The sequence below is a fragment of the Chryseobacterium aurantiacum genome (genome assembly GCF_003020585.1).
In the GTDB taxonomy this organism is placed as follows: Bacteria; Bacteroidota; Bacteroidia; order Flavobacteriales; family Weeksellaceae; genus Chryseobacterium; species Chryseobacterium aurantiacum.
The window spans coordinates 77,216-97,454 of record NZ_PXUE01000001.1 but is presented as its reverse complement, the minus strand read 5'-3'; the positions used below and the strand labels follow the sequence as shown (position 1 = coordinate 97,454).

At 35.3% G+C, this 20,239-nt stretch carries 20 protein-coding genes; 16 read left to right on the top strand and 4 right to left on the bottom strand.

The window, feature by feature from the left end; genetic code table 11:
* Positions 1-43 precede the first annotated feature (43 nt).
* The 5 genes from tilS to C7D53_RS00375 all read left to right on the top strand — a co-directional run bounded on the left by tilS (position 44) and on the right by C7D53_RS00375 (position 6,034).
* Positions 44-1,393, top strand: coding sequence for a tRNA lysidine(34) synthetase TilS (gene tilS, locus C7D53_RS00395; protein ID WP_106914462.1), 1,350 nt, complete (start codon positions 44-46; stop codon positions 1,391-1,393).
* A complete protein-coding gene (locus C7D53_RS00390; protein ID WP_106915528.1) occupies positions 1,383-3,449 on the top strand; it encodes a protein-disulfide reductase DsbD family protein in 2,067 nt (688 codons plus the stop codon). The genes tilS and C7D53_RS00390 overlap by 11 nt, the downstream gene beginning before the upstream one ends.
* Positions 3,450-3,725: 276 nt before the next feature.
* Positions 3,726-4,253 (top strand): biopolymer transporter ExbD, encoded by a 528-nt coding sequence (locus tag C7D53_RS00385; RefSeq protein WP_106914461.1) that lies wholly within the window; start codon positions 3,726-3,728, stop codon positions 4,251-4,253.
* 123 nt (positions 4,254-4,376) lie between these two features.
* A complete protein-coding gene (locus C7D53_RS00380) occupies positions 4,377-5,159 on the top strand; it encodes an alpha/beta fold hydrolase (protein WP_106914460.1) in 783 nt (260 codons plus the stop codon).
* Between the two features lie 62 nt (positions 5,160-5,221).
* Complete coding sequence (locus tag C7D53_RS00375; RefSeq protein ID WP_106914459.1) at positions 5,222-6,034, top strand: patatin-like phospholipase family protein; 813 nt, start codon at positions 5,222-5,224, stop codon at positions 6,032-6,034.
* Positions 6,035-6,122: 88 nt separating this feature from the next.
* Here the strand turns inward: C7D53_RS00375 and C7D53_RS00370 are convergent, their stop codons facing one another.
* On the bottom strand, positions 6,123-7,127 hold the full coding sequence (locus C7D53_RS00370) for a DHH family phosphoesterase (RefSeq protein ID WP_106914458.1): 1,005 nt from the start codon (positions 7,125-7,127) through the stop codon (positions 6,123-6,125).
* 234 nt (positions 7,128-7,361) lie between these two features.
* On the opposite strand from C7D53_RS00370, the gene rpmH reads away from it, so the two are divergent.
* Both rpmH and C7D53_RS00360 read left to right on the top strand, forming a co-directional pair.
* Entirely contained in the window at positions 7,362-7,520 is a 159-nt protein-coding gene (rpmH, locus tag C7D53_RS00365; RefSeq protein ID WP_034701860.1) for a 50S ribosomal protein L34, read from the top strand.
* A gap of 154 nt (positions 7,521-7,674) precedes the next feature.
* Complete coding sequence (locus C7D53_RS00360) at positions 7,675-8,385, top strand: cell division ATP-binding protein FtsE (protein ID WP_106914457.1); 711 nt, start codon at positions 7,675-7,677, stop codon at positions 8,383-8,385.
* A gap of 50 nt (positions 8,386-8,435) precedes the next feature.
* Here the strand turns inward: C7D53_RS00360 and C7D53_RS00355 are convergent, their stop codons facing one another.
* The 3 genes from C7D53_RS00355 to C7D53_RS00345 are packed head-to-tail and all read right to left on the bottom strand — an operon-like array spanning position 8,436 to position 11,171.
* Positions 8,436-9,131, bottom strand: a complete 696-nt coding sequence (locus C7D53_RS00355) for a tRNA1(Val) (adenine(37)-N6)-methyltransferase (protein WP_106914456.1) — start codon at positions 9,129-9,131, stop codon at positions 8,436-8,438.
* Positions 9,131-10,585 (bottom strand): sensor histidine kinase, encoded by a 1,455-nt coding sequence (locus tag C7D53_RS00350; protein WP_106914455.1) that lies wholly within the window; start codon positions 10,583-10,585, stop codon positions 9,131-9,133. The genes C7D53_RS00355 and C7D53_RS00350 overlap by 1 nt, the downstream gene beginning before the upstream one ends.
* A gap of 1 nt (position 10,586) precedes the next feature.
* The gene (locus tag C7D53_RS00345; protein WP_106914454.1) at positions 10,587-11,171 is read right to left on the bottom strand and encodes a riboflavin synthase; all 585 of its coding nucleotides are present in this window, start codon (positions 11,169-11,171) and stop codon (positions 10,587-10,589) included.
* Between the two features lie 48 nt (positions 11,172-11,219).
* Here C7D53_RS00345 and pdxA point away from each other — a divergent pair, with 48 nt between their 5' ends.
* From pdxA to C7D53_RS00300, 9 genes are all read left to right on the top strand, one after another.
* On the top strand, positions 11,220-12,311 hold the full coding sequence (gene pdxA / locus C7D53_RS00340; RefSeq protein ID WP_106914453.1) for a 4-hydroxythreonine-4-phosphate dehydrogenase PdxA: 1,092 nt from the start codon (positions 11,220-11,222) through the stop codon (positions 12,309-12,311).
* A gap of 84 nt (positions 12,312-12,395) precedes the next feature.
* The gene (locus tag C7D53_RS00335; RefSeq protein ID WP_106914452.1) at positions 12,396-12,932 is read left to right on the top strand and encodes a YceD family protein; all 537 of its coding nucleotides are present in this window, start codon (positions 12,396-12,398) and stop codon (positions 12,930-12,932) included.
* Positions 12,933-12,999: 67 nt separating this feature from the next.
* Positions 13,000-13,203: a 50S ribosomal protein L32 gene (gene rpmF / locus C7D53_RS00330; RefSeq protein WP_007843326.1), complete on the top strand. Its 204-nt coding sequence runs from the start codon at positions 13,000-13,002 to the stop codon at positions 13,201-13,203.
* Between the two features lie 127 nt (positions 13,204-13,330).
* Positions 13,331-13,810 (top strand): acetyl-CoA carboxylase biotin carboxyl carrier protein, encoded by a 480-nt coding sequence (gene accB, locus C7D53_RS00325; protein ID WP_076355118.1) that lies wholly within the window; start codon positions 13,331-13,333, stop codon positions 13,808-13,810.
* Positions 13,811-13,901: 91 nt separating this feature from the next.
* Positions 13,902-15,257: an acetyl-CoA carboxylase biotin carboxylase subunit gene (gene accC / locus C7D53_RS00320; protein ID WP_068944864.1), complete on the top strand. Its 1,356-nt coding sequence runs from the start codon at positions 13,902-13,904 to the stop codon at positions 15,255-15,257.
* A gap of 213 nt (positions 15,258-15,470) precedes the next feature.
* Positions 15,471-16,502, top strand: coding sequence for an MAC/perforin domain-containing protein (locus C7D53_RS00315; protein WP_106914451.1), 1,032 nt, complete (start codon positions 15,471-15,473; stop codon positions 16,500-16,502).
* A gap of 360 nt (positions 16,503-16,862) precedes the next feature.
* Entirely contained in the window at positions 16,863-18,113 is a 1,251-nt protein-coding gene (rocD, locus tag C7D53_RS00310; protein WP_106914450.1) for an ornithine--oxo-acid transaminase, read from the top strand.
* A 385-nt stretch (positions 18,114-18,498) separates the two neighbouring features.
* Positions 18,499-19,245 (top strand): glycosyltransferase family 2 protein, encoded by a 747-nt coding sequence (locus C7D53_RS00305; RefSeq protein ID WP_106914449.1) that lies wholly within the window; start codon positions 18,499-18,501, stop codon positions 19,243-19,245.
* A 4-nt stretch (positions 19,246-19,249) separates the two neighbouring features.
* On the top strand, positions 19,250-20,236 hold the full coding sequence (locus tag C7D53_RS00300; RefSeq protein ID WP_106914448.1) for a glycosyltransferase family protein: 987 nt from the start codon (positions 19,250-19,252) through the stop codon (positions 20,234-20,236).
* Positions 20,237-20,239: the final 3 nt, after the last annotated feature.

Below are 20,239 nucleotides of genomic sequence, written 5' to 3'. Positions count from 1 at the left end.
AATTATATGGTTTATCTTTGCATAAAAGAAATTCTCAACATATATGTTGAAAAAATTAAGCTTTAAAAATCAATTAGAAAATCTTGTTAACAAACCTGAAAATCACACCTATCTTTTGGCTGTGAGCGGAGGAGCCGATTCTATGGTTCTTGCCTCTTTATTTCAGGATTTGAGAGATAATATACCAGGAGAAGAGCATTCATTTCAGATTGCTCACATCAATTATAAACTTCGCGGAAAAGATTCAGATCTTGATCAAAATGTGGTACAGCGTTTTTGTGAGAAAAATCATATTAAATTCCATCTGTATGAAGTTTCGGGAAAAGATCAAAAACCGGAAAATTCTATCCAGCTTTGGGCAAGAGAACTTCGCTATGCATTTTTCAGGGAAATTCAGCAAAAGGAAAAACTGGAATTTCTTGTTACAGCACATCATTTGAACGACCAACTGGAGACATTCATTATTAACCTTTCAAAAGCTGCAGGAATGAAAGGTTTGAGCGGAATTCCCTCCCACTCAAATAATATCCTCCGTCCACTTTTAAATTTTTCAAAACAGGAAATTTATCAGTTTGCTGAACAAAATAATATTGAGTTCCGGGAAGATTTGTCCAATAAAAAAAGTGACTATCTAAGAAATAAAATTAGAAATGAAATCGTTCCCAAACTAGAGGAGACTAATGATCATTTTCTGGAAAACTTCAAAAAAAGTTCTTTTTATCTGAATCAAGCTCATGATTTTGTTCAAAAACAGATTCAGGAAATAGAAAATAAGCTAACGGTATTTAACCAAGAGCATAAAATACTATCAAAGGAAAAGCTGGATCAGGAAAGCAATTTTGTCAAGTTTGAAATTTTAAAAAAATACGGGTTCAATCAGGAAGAAGAAATTCCTAAGATTTTCAAGGCAGAAAACAACAGTTCTTTTTTTTCTAAAGAATATCAGTTGATTGTCAATAGAAATGAATTGATCTTTATTGATAAAAACAACGAACAGGAAATAAAAAATGAAACTTTACTGATTGATTATTTTGATTTTTCAGAAAACCAGACTGACATTAACCTCCGTAATTCTATTGAAGACATTGATGGAATCGATAAGGATTTTGAATGGAGCTTTGATGCTGAAAAACTTCACTTCCCGCTGCATTTAAGAAAACAGCAGGATGGTGATGAATTTTTCCCGACAGGTTTTTCAGGGAAAAAGAAAGTTTCTAAGTTTTTTAGGGACGAAAAATTATCTATTTTAGCGAGGCAAAAAATTTGGATACTGACTGACAGTAACAATTCCGTACTTGGAGTATTACCTTTCAGACAGGATAGAAGATATGCAAAGGATGAGAAAACAAAATGTATTCTCAAAATTTTTAATGAAACGAAAAATGAAATTTAGAAATTGGTTTTTATTAATTCTACTATTTTTAGCAACAGGAATCAATGCACAGATTAAGAATCCTGTAAAGTTTAAATTCACAGTCAATGACCTGGGCAATAACCAGTATGAAGCGGTCCTGAATGCTACAATGGAAAGCGGCTGGCATATCTATTCCAAGGATCTTCCTGAAGATACAGGAATCCCGACTGAGTATAAGGTTTCGGGGAAAAACATTGAACTTATAGGAAAGTTTACAGAGGTTGGTAAAAAGCATGAGGAGTTTTCTGAGGCTTTTGGCGGAACCATTGTTTATTACTCCAATTCAGCTGGGTTCAAGCAAAAATTCAAGCTAAAAGATCCTACAAAACCAGCAGATGTCACTTCTGAAATCACCTATCAAACTTGTGATGACAGGGTGTGCCTTGCGCCAAATACATTAGAATTCAATCAGAAAGTCACCCCTAAAGGTGCAACTGAAGAGGCTGTAACTGAAGAAGTAACAGCAGCAAAAGATTCTGTAAAAACTTTAGAAACCGTTACTGAAAGTCCAACAAAAGCAGATGTAACCATTACTGAGGCTTCAAAATTAGATCCAAAGCAATTAAAAATTGAAACATTGGACTTCAAAAATCCATTAACGGATTGTGGAACGGCTACGACCAAGGTAGAGGAAAATTATTGGACTTATTTATTTCTTGGCTTCATTGGAGGGCTAATTGCTTTATTAACACCATGTGTATTCCCAATGATTCCTCTAACTGTATCATTTTTCACTAAGGGAAGCAAGAACAAGGCAAAAGGTAAAAGAGATGCTATCATCTATGGGTTTTTCATTCTTCTTATTTTTGTTTTATTGAGTATTCCATTCCATATCATTGATGGAATTGCAGGAAATATCTTCAATGAGATTTCAACCAGTGTATGGCTGAACATTGCTTTCTTTATCATATTTATATTCTTTGCCGGAAGTTTCTTCGGGTATTATGATATCACATTACCTAGTTCAATTGCCAATAAATCATCAAGAGCTGAAGAGGCTGGAGGGATTATCGGTATTTTCTTTATGGCATTGACACTGGTTATTGTTTCTTTCTCTTGTACAGGCCCTATTTTGGGAAGCTTATTGGGAAGTGCAGTAACAGGATCATCCAATGTTCCAATGTTGCTAACATTTGCCTTGGCAGGATTTGGATTAGCATGGGCTATTGTTTTCGGACTATTGGCTTTATTCCCGCAAGCTTTACAAAGTCTTCCAAAATCAGGAGGATGGATGAATACGGTAAAAGTGGTTTTAGGTTTCGTAGAATTAGCTTTAGCTTTAAAATTCTTATCTAAGGCAGATTTGGTATCTAAAACTTTCTTCTTAAAAAGAGAACTTTTCATCGCCATATGGATTATCATTGCTTTAGGATTAGCTCTATATTTATTTGGGTTAATCAAATTCCCACATGATGATAAAAAGCCTAAAATTTCCATTACAAGAAAAATATTAGGAGCATTAGGAATCGGATTTGTGATTTACCTGATCCAGGGATTAATTCCGTCTGACCGTCCAAAACTTCAGATGTTAAGCGGAATCTTACCTCCATTGAATGTAAGCTACTTCCATGATGAAAAAGACGGAATTTTAGGAATGCATCCGGAACATGACTTTTTCAAGGCTATTGAAATTGCTAAAAAGGAAAATAAACCTATCCTGATTGACTTCACCGGCTATGGTTGTGAAAACTGTAGAAAAATGGAAGAGTTTGTATGGAGCGAGCCGGATATTTTACCAGTTCTACAAAATGATGTGGTTGTAGCTTCTTTATATGTAGATGATAAAGAAGAACTTCCTGAGGATCAAAAAACAAAGATTGACATTGGAGAGGGGCAAATCAAAAAGGTAAAAACAATTGGTGACAGATGGAGCTTATTCCAACAGGTTAACTTTAATAATAACTCTCAGCCTCACTATGTTTTAATAACTCCTGACGGAAAAGTAATTAACACTCCGGTTTCCGGGTACATGCCAAAAGAGGACTTTAAGAAATTCCTTGAATGTGGAGTAAATTTCTATAAAAAAAGTAAGTAAATCATTTACATAAATCTCTAAACTCACACCGAAAAGTGTGAGTTTTTTTATTACTAAAATTAAAATCAGTAACCGAAAATAAACTATTAGCCATCCTTGCTTACCACAACTTTAATGCATTGACTTTAACATCATTTAAGTATAATTACACAATAAAAACAAAAATTTATTATTTATTTTTAAAATTAGGTACAAACTTTGTATGAATTTATCAAAATCACGATCGGGTTTTTAAAGTTTTCATCAAATACCGTTTAACATTTTAAAATATTAATTATGGCTGAAGTAATTGCACAAGAGAAGCAGGGCAGCAAGCAAAAGAAAAAATTAATCAGAGTAGATATGACTCCCATGGTAGATTTGGGTTTCCTTCTGATCACTTTCTTTATGTTTACAACTAACTTTACAAAACCCAACGTAATGGATTTAGGATTACCGGCAAAAGATTCCAATCCAAATCCTATTAATACCCCTCCCGTTATTGGAGACAAAAACCAGGTGACTTTCATTCTTGGAAAAGATAACCGGGTATTTTATCACCAAAGCAATGAGAAAGATCTCAATACCACAAATCTTAAGGAAACCGATTTCAGTGGAATAAAAATTTCCAAGATCATTGCTGAGGCCTCTAAAAACGCCCCTAAACCGGATAACTTCACTGTTATAGTGAAACCAACCGATGAAGCTAATTATAAAAATTTTGTAGATATGCTGGACAATCTGGCTATTTCTAAAAAAGAACGATATGGTGTTACAGACATCAAGCCTTGGGAAACAAAAATTTACGAGGAATTAACTCAATAAAAGATAAAGAGCATTTTTAAAATGCTCTTTTTTGTTTACATTTGAAAGTAGAATCCATCCGCAGTAAGCCTCTACTACATCCAAGGCAAACTGCATTATTTTAACTTCTATAATTTTGAAATCATGCTGAACTTTGAAAGAAAAGGAAACGGAAAAGAAACATTAGTACTCCTTCATGGCTTTATGGAAAATCTATCTATCTGGAGTGATATGGAACCTCATCTTTCCAAGGATTTTTCACTGCTAAAAATAGATCTTCCCGGCCACGGACAATCTGACATCCTGGGAGAAGTTCACACAATGGAACTAATGGCTGATGAAGTGAAAAAAGTCCTGGATGATCAGAATCTAGAAAAAATACACCTATTGGGGCATTCTATGGGAGGCTATACTTCATTAGCCTTTGCTGAAAAATATCCGGATACTTTAAAAAGTCTAACCTTATTTTTCTCCACCTATTTTGCAGATGATGAAGAGAAAAAACAACAGCGTATAAAAAGCTATAGAATCATTAAGGATGCCTTTGCCCATTATGCAAGAGCCGGGGTCCCCAACCTGTTCAACCCCAATGAAAGGGACATTCTGGAGGGCAAAATTGAAATAGCCCTTGAAACGGCCCTTTCCACAAACAACATGGGAGCACTTGCCTGTGTAAAAGGAATGGTGGAAAGAACGGATAAAAAGCATATTATGGAAAATCTGGAAGCCAAAATTTTGGTATTGGCAGGAAAGCATGACAATGCTGTAAAAACAGATGTAACCATCAAGAATCTTCCGGACAGAACAAATATAAAATCCTATGTCTTAGATTGCGGCCACAACGGTCATTGGGAAAAACCAGGAATATGCGCAGAAATTATCAATACAGAGCTTCTTCATAATCTTCCTAAAAAACTGGTTTTATAAGGTTCATAACCAAGAATTGTTCATAAAAAATACTGTATATTAGTAAAGAATAATTTTTAGAAATGGGTTTATTCTCGTTCAAAAAAAAGAGACCACCGAAACCACCGGTTATCGGACTTACACTTTCAGGCGGAGGAATGCGTGGAATTGCCCACATTGCTGTTCTAAAGGCATTGGAAGAATATAATCTGAAACCCCACATCATTTCAGGAACAAGTGCAGGCTCTATCATTGGTGCTTTTTATTCTTATGGGAAAACTCCGGATGAAATGATGGAAATAGTAAAACACACTTCTTTCTTCTCCCGATCTTCCCTGAAATTATCTAAAAACGGAATATTTAGTTCGAGTTTTATTTTAAAACTATTCAAGGATTACTTCCCTGAGGATAATTTTAATATCTTAAAAATCCCTGTTTATGTTGCTGCCACAGAAATGACCCATGGAATTATTGATTTCTTTTCTGAAGGAGAACTTTTCAGTCCTCTTTTAGCCTCATCCAGTGTGCCATTTATTCTTCCTCCTGTAAGAATAGGGGATAAAATATATGTAGACGGCGGAGTTTTGGACAATCTTCCTATTGAACCCATCATGGACAAATGTGACTTTCTGATAGCCTCACATGTCAATTCAATAAGCTACGATGAACTCAATAAAATGAGCCTAATGAAAGAATTTGACAGGATCCTTCACTTAGCCATTGCAAAATCAGTCTATTCCAAGGTGAAATACTGTAACATATTCTTAGATCCTCCTAAAATGACAAAGTACAGCCTTTTTAACAAGAAATATATGGATGAAATGTTTCAGCAGGTCTATGAATACACCTGTATGGAACTGGAAGAAAAAGGTTATAAAAAAGGTTCAACAATCTAAAAATGAAAGTCTACTAAAGAAAAAAGTGCTATAGAAATCTATAACACTCAATATTTTAAACCTAAACAGGCTAATGATCTTTTATCTACTACAAATTCTCTTCAATTAATCTGTTCTTGAAAATTTCTATGGTTCCTGATAAAGAATCGTCAGATTTTCCTCCTGCAGCATTAATGTGGCCTCCTCCGTTGAAATATTTTCTGGAGAACTGGTTCACATCCACATCATCTTTGCTTCTGAATGAAATTTTAATAAAGTCATCATACAGGTCTTCCATGAAAAAAGCTGACATTTTTACTCCGGCAATGCTTAATCCATAGTTTACAAAACCTTCCGTATCTCCTTTCTGGAAACCAAATTCTTTAAGCTCGTTTCTTGTAAGACTTAGGATAGCTACTCTCCCTTCGTTTACCACTTCTATCCTCCCTAATACCAAAGCCAGCAAATGAAGACGGGAAACGGTATTCGTGTCCCATGTATTGGAAGTTATCATGGCGGGATCAGCTCCTTTTTCAATCAGGTTAGCGATAATTCTATGTGTAGTAGCACTGGTAGAACGAAAACGGAAACCTCCCGTATCAGTCATGATCCCGGTATACAAACATTCAGCAACATCCTGATTTACTAAATTTTCACCTTCCATTGCTTCAATGAAATGATAGATCATCTGGGAAGTGGCAGGAATTACAGTATCTGAATATACGAAGTCAAATGGTTCCGGCTGCTGGTGGTGGTCAATAAGCACTTTCTTGCCCGGGGCCTTTACCAACCAGTCTCCTAATAATCCTATTCTTGATGGGGAATTAAAATCTAGACAGAAAATCACATCTGCCCCGAAAATCATATCAGAAGCAAGTTTCCTTTTATATTCTGCAATGATAACTTTTTTAGATTCCGGCATCCATTTCAGAAACTTTGGAAAATCATTCGGAACAATAACCTCAGCATGAATTCCTTTAGCTGCTAAATAATGCTTCAATCCAAGACTGGACCCTATAGCATCTCCATCCGGGTTATAATGGGTAAGGATAACTATTTTGTTTTCAGGTGTAAGTAATGTATTGATCTCTAAAAGTTCTGCTGGTGTAAACATCTTGTGTTTATTTTCGTTAAAATTTAAGTTTTCAAAGATAGAGCTTTTATATAAATCATTTTAATATTATTTTTGCACTGAGAAATTCGTTTCTTATCAGGGTTTGGAAATGTTTAACAAAAAAACATTGTAAATATTTTCAAAAAAAGATATTCAAAGTTTGTATCTTATAAAAATTTCTATATCTTTGCAACCTGAAAATTAATAGATTAATTACGATTTAAACATATAGTAATGAGTAAAAGAACATTCCAGCCATCAGAAAGAAAAAAGAGAAACAAACACGGTTTCAGAGAAAGAATGTCTACGCCAAATGGAAGAAGAGTTTTGGCTGCGAGAAGAGCTAAAGGCAGAAAGAGTTTAACTGTAAGTGCTGCACGCGCTAAGAGATAATCTTTTTATTATCATATACAAAAAATGCTTGAAAAGTTGCTTTTCAGGCATTTTTTGTTGTTAAAATTTACTAAAATTAAAGTCAAATAGACTTATTTTTTCTATTTTTAAAAGTTGAAATATTTTTATTAGAAACAGCCTTTAAAATTTAATTATGCCACATACAAATATCTCCGGAGACAATATCATAAGTTTACAGCATGCAAAAATTGCACAGAAAAACTTTACGGTCCTTACTGATGTAAATCTTAACATTAAAAAAGGGAGATTCTGTTATCTTATCGGAAAAACAGGTTCTGGAAAAAGCTCACTTCTGAAAACGCTTTATGGTCACATTCCATTGGCATCAGGACACGGAGCTGTGGTAGGATTCGAACTGGCAAAGCTAAAGCCGTCTGATATCCCTAACCTTAGAAGAAAATTAGGAATTGTATTCCAGGATTTCCAGCTGCTTTCTGACAGAACGGTTGAGAAAAACCTAAAGTTCGTTCTGGAAGCTACAGGATGGAACGATAAGGTAAAAATAGAAGACCGCATCAATGAAGTACTCGGAAGTGTGAACATGAAAAGCAAAAAGCACAAAATGCCACACGAACTTTCTGGAGGAGAACAGCAGCGTATTGCCATCGCAAGAGCGCTACTTAATCACCCGGATCTAATCTTAGCGGATGAGCCAACAGGAAACCTTGACCCGGAAACTTCTAATGAAATCATGACGCTTCTGAAGCAGGTAGCCCTTGAAAACGGAGCGGCAGTAGTAATGGCAACACACGACTACCACATGATTCAAAACTTCCCTGGTGAAGCTATCAGATGTGAAGACGGAAAAGTGTCTGTATTGGATACTGCAGAATTGTTTGAATAAAAAAAAATTAGATTTAGAAATTATAAAGTTGTACAAACACCTTTATAATCTTATTTCTTAAAGACATGAAACTCCCTAGTGAGTTCAAGATATTGGTCCGAGTATATTCTCGGACTTTTTTCTATAATAAACTCAGACTCGTCAAGATTTTTTTCTGTTGGAGAAAATTCCAAAATAACCCTTTTTGCTTTTGACCCTTCAATACCTTTGATATTTATCCTGCGATTCAAAAACAGATTATTTTCTTCTGCAATTACAACAAAGACTTCCCCTGCTTCAATAGGAATAATGACCGAAAAAAGCCCATTTTCAGATAAAAGTTCTGCAGACTTTTCAATTAACTGTCTAAAATTTAACTCTACGGTCTGCCGTGCAATCTTATCTTTTTCAGATCCGGATTCTTCAAAATAAGGAGGATTAGAGACAATCAGGTCAAACTTTTTATCTGTATCAAAAGATTTAAAATCCTGATGAACATTGTTCAACCTTACATAAAAGGGTGAGTTTTGAAAATTCATCTTTGTAAGGCTCGCAGCCTCTTCATTAATATCAAGTCCTAAAAAATCAGCCTGTACATTTCTTTGTGCAAGCATTAAGGAGATTAACCCAGTACCCGTTCCTACTTCCAAAACATGAGAAGCATATGCAACATCAGCCAAGGCACCAAGCAAAACACCATCTGTTCCTACACGGAAGACGTTTTTAGACTGTTGAATTTCGAATTGTTTAAACTTAAAAGGCTTCACTATAAGTTGGTAGGTAATGTTATAATGAATGTTGACCCCTTTCCTACCTCAGATTTCACAGAAATTTCTCCTTTATAATCCTCGATCATCTTTCTTACCATGGATAAACCAAGTCCCATCCCACTACTCTTTGATGTAAAATTGGGTTCAAAGATTCTTTCGTACATATTTTCAGGAATTCCGATTCCGTTATCCTGAACAGAAACGATCACTCTTCTCTGATGCTGCTCTACATCAACATTAATGATGAGTTTTCTTTCATCACTTTCTGCCTGCTTGGCATTAGTAACAAGGTTGGTAATGATCCTGGAAAGATAAATCCTATCCATATTGATCATAATATTACTCTTATTGGCATGCATAAAGATACTGTCATCATTAAACACGCGAAGAATATCCTCAACCTCAGTATTCAGATTAATGACTTCATTATTCTTTTCAGGAAGTTTAGCAAATTCTGAGAAAGCTGACGCTACCGTGGCAATCAGGTCTATCTGATCCACCATTGTCTTGCTCATCTGCTTCACTCTTTCTTTGATATTCGGATCTTCAGGATCGAATTTTCTTTCAAAGTTCTGAATGGTAAGCTTCATAGGTGTAAGGGGGTTCTTCACTTCATGGGCAACCTGTTTTGCCATTTCTCTCCATGCTTCTTCTGAGGCCTTGAAACGCAATCTCTCTTTTTGATCCTGAATTTGAAGAATCATTCTGTTGTAAGCTCTTGCCAAAGCATTAAGCTCATCATTTTTATAATACCTGATAGGACGCATTTCATTTTCAAACAATGTAATACGGGTAATCATATCAGAGAACTTAGTAATGGTTTTTGCCAGACTATTGGAAGTCACCCAGCTAATCCAGACACTGAATAAAATAAGGAAAATATCTACTAAAAGAATATATTTTACATATTGATGAAGAACATCAAGATATGCAGATTCATTATGATATAAAGGAATATAAACAACACCAATGGGTTCAAGCTCATTGTTTTTCAACAGAAGATAGGAAGAGGTAAGCTTGGCATCTTTAGCGGCATCATACCTTGTCATATCCACTCTTGCGTCTGTAGCCAGAATTTTGTTGATAATTTCTATTGGCAGCGTCTTCTGATCAATCAGGCTTTCATCTTTATTAGAAAGGACATAATCACCTTTCAGATCATAAATAACAATATCATGCTGGTTGATGTCTGCTATTTCAAAGATTTTATTTCCTAATACTTTCGGAAGGTCTTTTGTTTCTACAAGCGTGCGGCTTACTGCATAATCCAGATACCTCATTACAGCATTGGTTTTCTCCTGCATATCAATATTACTCTGCTGGAGAGAGTTATTCCTTAAAACAAAGTAAGGAACAAGCGAAGTTGCCACAACACTTAAAAAACATACCAGTAGGAAACCGAAAAATACCCGATTCCTTAAGCTATATCCTTTATATTTATTAATTGACATCCTACTTTTTAATTAACCTAGCAATATACTTACCAATGATGTCAAATTCCAGGTTAACTTTATCACCAATTTTCAAGTGTTGCATATTGGTAAATTCCCATGTATAAGGAATAATAGCTACAGAAAACTGTGTATCCTCGCTTTTTGCAACCGTAAGACTGATTCCGTTTACAGTAATAGAGCCCTGAGGTACGGTCACAAAATTTCCGTCTGCTTCGTATTTCATTGTGATGAAGTAGCTTCCGTCTTTGTTTTCAATTCCTACAACCTCACCGGTTTTATCTACGTGACCCTGAACGATATGACCGTCTAACCTTCCGTCCATCTTCATGCAACGTTCAAGATTAACAACAGTTCCCAATTCCCATTTTCCAAGGTTGGTTTTCTCCAATGTTTCGTTAATGGCCGTTACCACATATTGATTGTCTTTAATCTCTACCACAGTAAGGCAACATCCGTTGTGTGCCAGGCTCTGATCAATTTTTAGTTCGTTTGTAAAAGGGCATGTCAGGGTGAAATCTATGTTGCTTCCTTTTTCCTCAATCTTTTCAATAACACCAACTGCTTCAATAATTCCTGTGAACATATTATTTTTTGCTAAATTTGTAAATTATAATCTTCAAAGATAATCAAAATGAGCCCAAAAAACCATAAAGTACGAGTAGGAATTTCAATAGGTGATTTCAACGGCATAGGTCCGGAGATTATCATGAAGTCTCTGAAAGACAAAACCATTACAGATTTTTTCACTCCTGTAATTTTTGGTTCGGGGAAATTATTCACTTATCAGAAAAATATTTTCAAGCTGAATCTTAATTTCAACTACGTTAATGAAGCTTCGCAGGCCCAGGGAGGAAAACTCAACATGGTTAACCTGACAAAGGAAAACGTAAACGTAGAACTTGGCATTCCTACTGAAGAATCTACCAGAATGGCTATTGATTCTTTAGAAGCAGCCACTGAAGCTTTAATGAAAGGAGAAATTGACGTTCTTGTAACAGCTCCTATCAACAAAGACGAAATGGTAAAAATGGGCTTTAAACACGCCGGACACACCGGATATTTTGAAGAAAAATTCAGTAAAAAAGGATTAATGTTCCTTGTAACTGAAGATCTGAAAGTAGCAGTTTCCACTCACCACATTCCTATTTCTCAGATTGCAGAGAATATTTCCAAGGAAAAAATAAAAAAACAGATCAGGGTACTTAACCAAACCTTGATTGAAGATTTCTGTGTTCAGAAGCCTAAAATTGCTGTGTTGGGATTAAACCCCCATGCAGGCGACGGTGGTGTAATCGGAAATGAAGAAATTGAAATCATTAGTCCGGCTATTCAGGAATTATCAGACAACGGAGTACTGGCATTTGGCCCTTTCCCTGCAGATAGTTTCTTCCAACCGAACAAATACAAGAACTTCGACGCTGTTTTAGCCATGTATCATGATCAGGGATTAGCCCCATTCAAAACACTGGCTTACGAGGAAGGGGTAAATTATACAGCGGGACTTCCTTTTATCAGAACTTCTCCAGACCACGGAGTAGCTTATGATATTGCAGGGAAAAATATAGCTGATGAGCAGAGCTTTACGGAAGCTATTTTCACTGCCATTAAGATTTTTAAGAACAGAAGTGAATACGGCGAACTAATGAGTACCCGTCTTCAGCCTAGAAAAGTAGCTGTAGACAATGGAATAGATGAAGATCTACCTGAGGAAACTGAAGCATAAACCATTGAAACAAATTTTAAATTAATTTGTTTTAGATTTTATTTGTTATTATAAAAAAAATGCATATTTTTGCACACTCATTTTATGGACAAGTTAAGAAACTATGACGTAAGCTTTTCCGGACTTAAAAACGGAAAACACGAGTTCAAGTTTGAGATAGATAAAACGTTCTTTCAATTATTTGATACTGAGCAGGAATTTACAAATCCTAGAATAACAGTAAGTGTATTACTTGATAAACACACTACTTTTCTGGAATTTGAGATTAAAATAGATGGACTGATCGAATTGGTTTGTGATATCACAAATGAAGATTTCGACTATCCTATTGAGAATGAAATCAAGATTTTGGTGAATTTCGGAGAAGAATATGATGACAGCAATGAAGATGTCATTACAATCCCTACAGGAGATCATGCATTCAATGTAGCACATTTGATATATGAAAATGTAATGCTTTCTATCCCGATGAAGAAAATATCACCCAACGTAAATGAAGAAGATCTAAAAATCCTTGATCAGTTCAGCCCAAAAGAAATTGAGGAAGCTGAAGAAGAAGAAAAAGAACATGAGAGCGATCCAAGATGGGACGCATTAAGAAAATTAAGAGACAATAATTAAATAGAATAATTTAAATATGATGAGATGATGAATCTCATCGCTCATCAATTAAAAAAGTTATTAGAAAATGGCACATCCAAAGAGAAGACAGTCGTCCACAAGAAGAGATAAGAGAAGAACTCACTACAAAGCTGTAGTTCCTCAATTAGCTAAAGATGCAACAACAGGAGAGCTTCACCTATACCACAGAGCTCACTGGCATGAAGGAAAACTTTACTACAGAGGTAAAGTAGTATTGGAAAAAGAAGTAGCTACTACTGAAGAAAACTAAGAGTCGCTTTTCATTGAAAAAGCCTCATTTTAATACAAAAACCGCCCAATTTTGATAAAATTTGGCGGTTTTTTGTTGTTTTTTACGTTTTTTTGGTATCTTTGAACCAAAATCAAATATCAAATTTATGGACATTAAAGACATACAGAATCTTATTAAGTTTGTATCTAAGGCTGAAGTTTCAGAGGTGAAGTACAAGACTAAGGATTTCGAAATCACTATTAAAACTCCATTAGCTGGAAACGATGCTGTTTATGCACAACCTGCAGTATACCACACAGCTCCACAAGCAGTAGCTGCACCAGCACCTGTTGCTACTCCTGCTGCTCCATCTGAAAAGGCTGAAGCTGCATCTGATGATAGCAAATATGTAACAATCAAGTCTCCAATGATCGGTACTTTCTACAGAAAGCCATCTCCAGATAAAGATGTATTTGTAAATGTAGGAGACGAAGTTTCTGTAGGTAAAGTAGTTTGCGTTATCGAAGCAATGAAATTATTTAACCAGATTGAGTCTGAAATCAGCGGAAAAATCGTTAAGATTCTAGTTGATGATGCTACTCCTGTAGAATACGACCAACCTTTATTCTTAGTAGACCCATCTTAATTTAGGTTGCAGTTTTTAGGTTGCAGAATAAAAAATGTTTTGCAGACTTAATTTTCTAGTACCTACTACCTATTACCTAAAATCTAAAAAGATGTTCAAAAAAATATTAATAGCCAATCGTGGCGAAATTGCAATGCGTATTTTACGTACTTGTAAAGAAATGGGGATCAAAACCGTAGCGGTATACTCTACTGCTGATAAAGACAGCCTTCACGTAAGATTTGCTGATGAAGCTGTTTGTATTGGTCCTGCAATGAGCAAAGACTCATACCTTAAAATCCCTAACATTATTGCTGCTGCGGAAATTACCAATGCGGATGCAATTCACCCAGGTTATGGATTCTTATCTGAAAATGCTAACTTCTCAAGAATCTGCGAAAAGAACGGTATCAAATTTATTGGTGCTTCTCCTGAACAGATTGAGAAAATGGGAGATAAAGCAAATGCTAAAGCTACCATGAAAGCAGCAGGTGTACCATGTGTACCTGGTTCTGATGGTTTGATCGAATCTTACGAGCACGCTGTAAAAGTTGCTGAAGAAACCGGATATCCGGTTATGATCAAGGCGACTGCAGGTGGTGGTGGTAAAGGGATGAGAGCTGTTTGGAAAGCTGAAGACCTTAAAGATCACTGGGAGTCTGCAATTCAAGAAGCTGTGGCTGCCTTTGGAAACGGAGGTATGTACATGGAAAAACTAATTGAAGAGCCTAGACACATCGAAATTCAGGTTGCAGGTGACCAATTCGGTAAAGCTTGTCACCTTTCTGAAAGAGACTGTTCTGTACAAAGAAGAAACCAGAAATTAACTGAAGAAACTCCATCTCCGTTCATGACTGATGAACTTCGTGAGAAAATGGGTGACGCTGCTGTAAAAGCTGCTGAATTTATTGGATATGAAGGAGTAGGAACTATTGAATTCCTTGTAGACAAACATAGAAATTTCTATTTCATGGAAATGAATACAAGAATTCAGGTAGAGCACCCTATTACTGAGCAGGTAATTGATTATGACCTAATCAGAGAACAAATTCTTCTTGCTGCCGGAACTCCTATTTCAGGGATCAACTACTACCCGAAATTACACTCAATTGAATGTAGAATCAATGCTGAAGATCCTTATGCAGACTTCAGACCCTCTCCAGGAAAAATCACAGGATTAAATATTCCTGGCGGACACGGAATCAGAGTAGACACTCACGTTTATTCAGGATATACAATCCCTTCCAACTATGACTCTATGATCGCTAAGCTTATCACGACGGCTCAAACCCGTGAGGAAGCTATTGCAAAAATGAGACGTGCTCTGGAAGAATTCTATATTGAGGGCGTAAAAACCACTATTCCTTTCCACAGACAACTGATGGATAATGAAGATTATCTTGCAGGAAACTATACTACAAAATTCATGGAAGATTTTGTGATGGATAGAAAATATGATAATCACTAAGATTATTTTAAAATAAAGACTTTAAACTGCCTCTTTTTGAGGCAGTTTTTTTTTGCAAGTATCCTTACAGAGCTGTGTTCATTACAATGCATTCATATTAACCCAAGCTATAACAATTTCACTGTAAATCCCTAATCATGACTTTTATCACACTTTATTATTTCCCGGTTTTTTGATTTACCTCTATTTTTGGTAAAAATTATTTTGATAACTATGAAAAGGCAAATTTTATTATGCATAAGTGCTTTACTTATGCTATCTACATCATCATGTTCAAATGATGAAACACTTGTTGAAACACACACTCAAAACCCGTCTAGTGAGAATCTAACATTACTCGAAAACAATAAAGTATTTGGAGCCTATAATGCCCTTGGATACGGCTATAATGCAACAGGAGAATATGCAAATACGAATGCTACAGGCTCTAAAGTAATCAATATTGATCTATTTCAAGCAGAACAAAGTGCAAGATTACTTGACGAAAACACCTTATCTCAGGAATACTCAGAGGAATATGGTGCAGATGCGGTTGCTTTTTCAAAAGTGATTTCCAAAAAAGTAAGTGCTACAGAACAGATGCAGCTTTACGGAAAAACAATATCAAGCATAATCAACTCGGCTACAACCAATAGCCCGACTCTTTTTGATGCTAAGTATATTTATGGAAGTTACAATCTTATCATTAAGCAAAAAAGATATCGTCTAAATACTACTCCTGACATGCTTAGCAATTACCTTACTCAAGGTTTCTTACAGGACCTCCAGTCCAAAACACCGGAACAAATTGTTCGTGATTACGGAACACATGTTACGGTGGACATTTACACAGGCGCTAAAGTAGATATGATTTTTCAGGCCCAAACAACCAATCCTGATCGTCAGCGTGCTGCAAGAGCAGGGGTAATGACGGTTATTAATACCCTGAACTCAAACGTATCAAATGATGCAGATGCACAGGAGGCTTCTAAAAATTATTCTAAAAAGCTATATTGCGTTACCAGAGGAGGAGACAAATCGAAAGGTTTCGCAAAAGTTTTTAATCTTGATCAACCCAACTCTAAAATCAATATTTCTGAATGGCAGAGCACCTCTACTAAAGACAATTCAGTTCTGGTAGATTTTGGAACCAATGGTTTGGTATTGATTTATGATGTAATAAAAGACCCATCAAAAAAGGCTCAGTTAAAATCATATGTTGATCAGTATCTGACCAATAACCAAGTATTTTTAGCATCTCATTAAGTTTAAAAATCTTCATATAGGAAAGAGGCTGTTTCACTTTTGAGACAGCCTCTTTCCTTTTTCAAAATATTCTATCAATAAGGATTTAGCTTTAATTCGAACCTTACAGCAGGAATGACTTAATATTAAGTCACTTCATATCATCCGGTTACAGATTAACAAAAAATAATCTAAAAAGAATATATGAAAATTCAATTTTTGTAAAGATATAATACCTGCGATATCCGTTCAAAAAAGAAAATATTCTCTAAATCGGCTTTATTCTTTCTCAAAATTTACTTCAATTACAGTTGTTAACCGCACTGGGTATTTGTTCATTCATCTCATTAATATTATGTAAATTTGTAAAAAACCAAACATATGTCAACAGCAGAACAAACAAAAAACTCACAGTATTTTATTGACCTTGAAGACAAACATGGAGCACACAACTATCACCCTCTTCCAGTAGTTCTGGATCGTGGCGAAGGTGTTTTCGTTTGGGATGTAGAGGGCAATAGGTATTATGATTTTCTTTCAGCATATTCTGCTGTGAACCAAGGGCACTCTCATCCTAAAATTGTAGGGGCATTGGTAGAGCAGGCTCAGAAGCTGGCTTTAACTTCAAGAGCATTCTACAACTCCAAATTAGGAGAATATGAGCAAAAGATCACTACTCTTTTCGGATTTGATAAGGTTTTACCTATGAATTCCGGAGCTGAGGCAGTAGAAACGGCTGTAAAACTTGCCAGAAAATGGAGTTATGAAGTAAAAGGAATTTCAGAAAACGCTGCAAAAATAATCGTTTGTGAAAACAACTTCCACGGAAGAACTACAACTATTGTTTCTTTCTCTAACGATCCTGATGCAAACCAAAACTACGGACCTTTTACCCCAGGATTTATCAAGATCCCTTATAATGACGTTGCAGCCCTGGAAGAAGTACTAAGCAGAGAAGCTGGAAATATTGCAGCATTCTTGGTAGAACCTATCCAGGGAGAAGCCGGTGTATATGTTCCGGATGAAAATTTCCTTAAAAATGCTTCTGAACTGTGTAAAAAATACAATGTTCTTTTCATTGCAGATGAAGTTCAGACAGGTATTGCAAGAACTGGTAAGCTAATTGCGTGTCACCATGAAAACGTACAACCGGATATCTTAATTCTTGGAAAAGCACTTTCTGGAGGGATGTATCCTGTATCTGCAGTATTGGCAAATGATGAAATCATGAATGTCATTAAACCTGGACAGCACGGTTCTACATTTGGAGGAAACCCAATTGCCTGCGCAGTGGCTGTAGCAGCATTAGATGTAGTTGCAGATGAAAAACTTTCTGAAAGAGCAGAACAGCTTGGACAGTTATTCAGAGCTGAAATTGAAAAGCTGATTGAAAAAACTGATCTTATTACCAAAGTAAGAGGAAAAGGACTTTTAAATGCGATTTTGATCAATGATACCCCAGACAGTTCTACTGCTTGGAATCTTTGCCTACAACTAAAAGAAAATGGATTATTGGCAAAACCAACACATGGAAACATTATCAGGTTGGCACCACCATTGGTAATTACTGAAGAGCAATTACTGGATTGTGTAAAAATTATAGAAAAGACGATTCTTGAATATAACAAATAAGAATTGTCTTCTCAAAGCATAGTATGATCAACAAGATTTTAATTGTTGAATCATAAAAATATGGGTATGGTTTGTTAAAAATCATACCCATACTTTATATATCCAAGGATAAGAATATAAAATCCGGCCTAAAATACGTTAAACTGATGTTAAAAAAATGACATTTTCCCTGTAAAGAAATTTAGGACTCGAATTTGCATTGTAAATTGTAATAAAGTAGATTTTTTTTCCTATATTATATTTATGACGCATATATAGAATGGATATAAATGGCAAGGATTCGTCTATAAAATTCAAATTAAAACTTATCTTTGACAGATAAAAATTGACTAAAAATGATATCAAACGAGATCGTAATTACATCTCTGTCTAACAATACGTTGTGATGAAAATAAGTGGTTTAATCATAACATATAATGAAGAAAAAAATATACAGGAAGTCCTGGAATGTTTCGATTTCTGTGATGAGATAATCATAATAGACTCATTCAGTACGGACAAAACTGTAGATATTGCAATAAAATTCCCTAATGTAAAGGTGATTCAAAATAAATTTGAAGACTTTACAAAGCAAAGAAATCTTGCCCTGGATGCCGCAACCCATGATTGGGTTTTATTTCTGGACGGAGATGAAAGAATTACTCCGGATCTAAAACAAGAGATTATAGATGAACTGAACAAGCCCGAGCAAAAAGATGCCTATTATTTTTACAGGAAATTCTTTTTCGCCCAAAAACCAATACATTTTTCAGGAACTCAATCTGATAAAAATTTCAGACTTTTCAGAAGATCAAAGGCAAGGTATATGGCTGGCAAAAAGGTGCACGAAACGCTTGAGGTAAACGGAAGCATTGGAATTTTAAAAAATAAATTATTACATTACTCCGTTTCAGATTATGAGTCCTACAAAAAGAAAATGATTCATTACGGAGTATTAAAGGGAAAAGAACTGGCTGCAAAAGGGAAAAAGTATAGTGTTTTAGTTCAATATCTTAAAACTGCTTTTAAATTCTTTAAAGCCTACATAATGAGACTTGGTATTCTAGACGGAAAAGAAGGCTATCAGCTTTCCTATCTGCAATCCTTAAGTGTGTTTGAAACCTATGAATCATTAAAAAAAGAGCAAAATTAGTTGAATGAAGATTTGTATCATTAGTTATGACTTCTGGGATTATGATAAGTATATTGTTGAAGCACTATGCAAACGAGGTATTGAATCCCATCATATAAAAATAAGTACCGTAACCCATTCCAACTTTAACGAAAGGGCTGTAAATGCCTTAAGCAAGACTTTTTTAAACAAGAACCTTAAGACAGAAAAAAGACAAAAATATGTTCTTGATTCCCTTGAAAAATTGGGACATCAGGATCAGATATTGGTTTTAAATCCGGACACCTTTGATCTTTCCACTCTTGAAAAGATCAGAAAATATACAGATAGACTGATCACTTATCTTTACGACAATCTTGAAAGAGTGCCTGTAGAAGACAAATTATATCTTTTTGACAAGGTATTTTCCTTTGATATTGCAGATGTAAAGCAACATGGTTTTGAGAAAATAACCAATTATATTTATCTCCCCCATATTCCAAAAGAAAACCAAAATCCTGAAATGGATTTATTCTATATCACATCCTACGATAGCAGAAGAGTTTCACTGGTGAAATTTTTGGCAAAAAAACTAATTGACCTGGAGCTGAAATTCCAGATCATGGTGATTGGAAAGAAATCCTGGAGACATCAGCTGACCAATATATTTATCAAGATCCCAAAGAACCTTTTCCTGATTTTCAGCATCAAAAAGATTCCGCATAATGATCTCCCGAAATATTATAAAAATTCCAGAGTTTTGCTTGATCTGATGCGCGAAGGCCAATATGGATTAAGCTTCAGGGTTTTTGAGGCCATGTCTTTGGAAAAGAAAATCATCACGGATAATGAGTCTATTAAAACCTATGATTTTTATAATCCAAACAATATTTTGATTTTAAATAAAAATATCACTAATCTTGACAGATCTTTTTTTGAAAGCCCCTATCAAAGTATTCCGGAGGATGTCTATGAAAGATATACTTTGGACAGCTGGATAAACAAAGTTTTTGGATTAGATAATAAAAGCTAACTG

Coding starts and splice junctions, on each gene's coding strand:
- tilS (WP_106914462.1), top strand. CDS start 44: ATGTTGAAAAAATTAAGCTTTAAAAATCAATTAGAAAATCTTGTTAAC.
- C7D53_RS00390 (WP_106915528.1), top strand. CDS start 1,383: ATGAAATTTAGAAATTGGTTTTTATTAATTCTACTATTTTTAGCAACA.
- C7D53_RS00385 (WP_106914461.1), top strand. CDS start 3,726: ATGGCTGAAGTAATTGCACAAGAGAAGCAGGGCAGCAAGCAAAAGAAA.
- C7D53_RS00380 (WP_106914460.1), top strand. CDS start 4,377: ATGCTGAACTTTGAAAGAAAAGGAAACGGAAAAGAAACATTAGTACTC.
- C7D53_RS00375 (WP_106914459.1), top strand. CDS start 5,222: ATGGGTTTATTCTCGTTCAAAAAAAAGAGACCACCGAAACCACCGGTT.
- C7D53_RS00370 (WP_106914458.1), bottom strand. CDS start 7,127: ATGTTTACACCAGCAGAACTTTTAGAGATCAATACATTACTTACACCT.
- rpmH (WP_034701860.1), top strand. CDS start 7,362: ATGAGTAAAAGAACATTCCAGCCATCAGAAAGAAAAAAGAGAAACAAA.
- C7D53_RS00360 (WP_106914457.1), top strand. CDS start 7,675: ATGCCACATACAAATATCTCCGGAGACAATATCATAAGTTTACAGCAT.
- C7D53_RS00350 (WP_106914455.1), bottom strand. CDS start 10,585: ATGTCAATTAATAAATATAAAGGATATAGCTTAAGGAATCGGGTATTT.
- C7D53_RS00345 (WP_106914454.1), bottom strand. CDS start 11,171: ATGTTCACAGGAATTATTGAAGCAGTTGGTGTTATTGAAAAGATTGAG.
- pdxA (WP_106914453.1), top strand. CDS start 11,220: ATGAGCCCAAAAAACCATAAAGTACGAGTAGGAATTTCAATAGGTGAT.
- C7D53_RS00335 (WP_106914452.1), top strand. CDS start 12,396: ATGGACAAGTTAAGAAACTATGACGTAAGCTTTTCCGGACTTAAAAAC.
- rpmF (WP_007843326.1), top strand. CDS start 13,000: ATGGCACATCCAAAGAGAAGACAGTCGTCCACAAGAAGAGATAAGAGA.
- accB (WP_076355118.1), top strand. CDS start 13,331: ATGGACATTAAAGACATACAGAATCTTATTAAGTTTGTATCTAAGGCT.
- accC (WP_068944864.1), top strand. CDS start 13,902: ATGTTCAAAAAAATATTAATAGCCAATCGTGGCGAAATTGCAATGCGT.
- C7D53_RS00315 (WP_106914451.1), top strand. CDS start 15,471: ATGAAAAGGCAAATTTTATTATGCATAAGTGCTTTACTTATGCTATCT.
- rocD (WP_106914450.1), top strand. CDS start 16,863: ATGTCAACAGCAGAACAAACAAAAAACTCACAGTATTTTATTGACCTT.
- C7D53_RS00305 (WP_106914449.1), top strand. CDS start 18,499: ATGAAAATAAGTGGTTTAATCATAACATATAATGAAGAAAAAAATATA.
- C7D53_RS00300 (WP_106914448.1), top strand. CDS start 19,250: ATGAAGATTTGTATCATTAGTTATGACTTCTGGGATTATGATAAGTAT.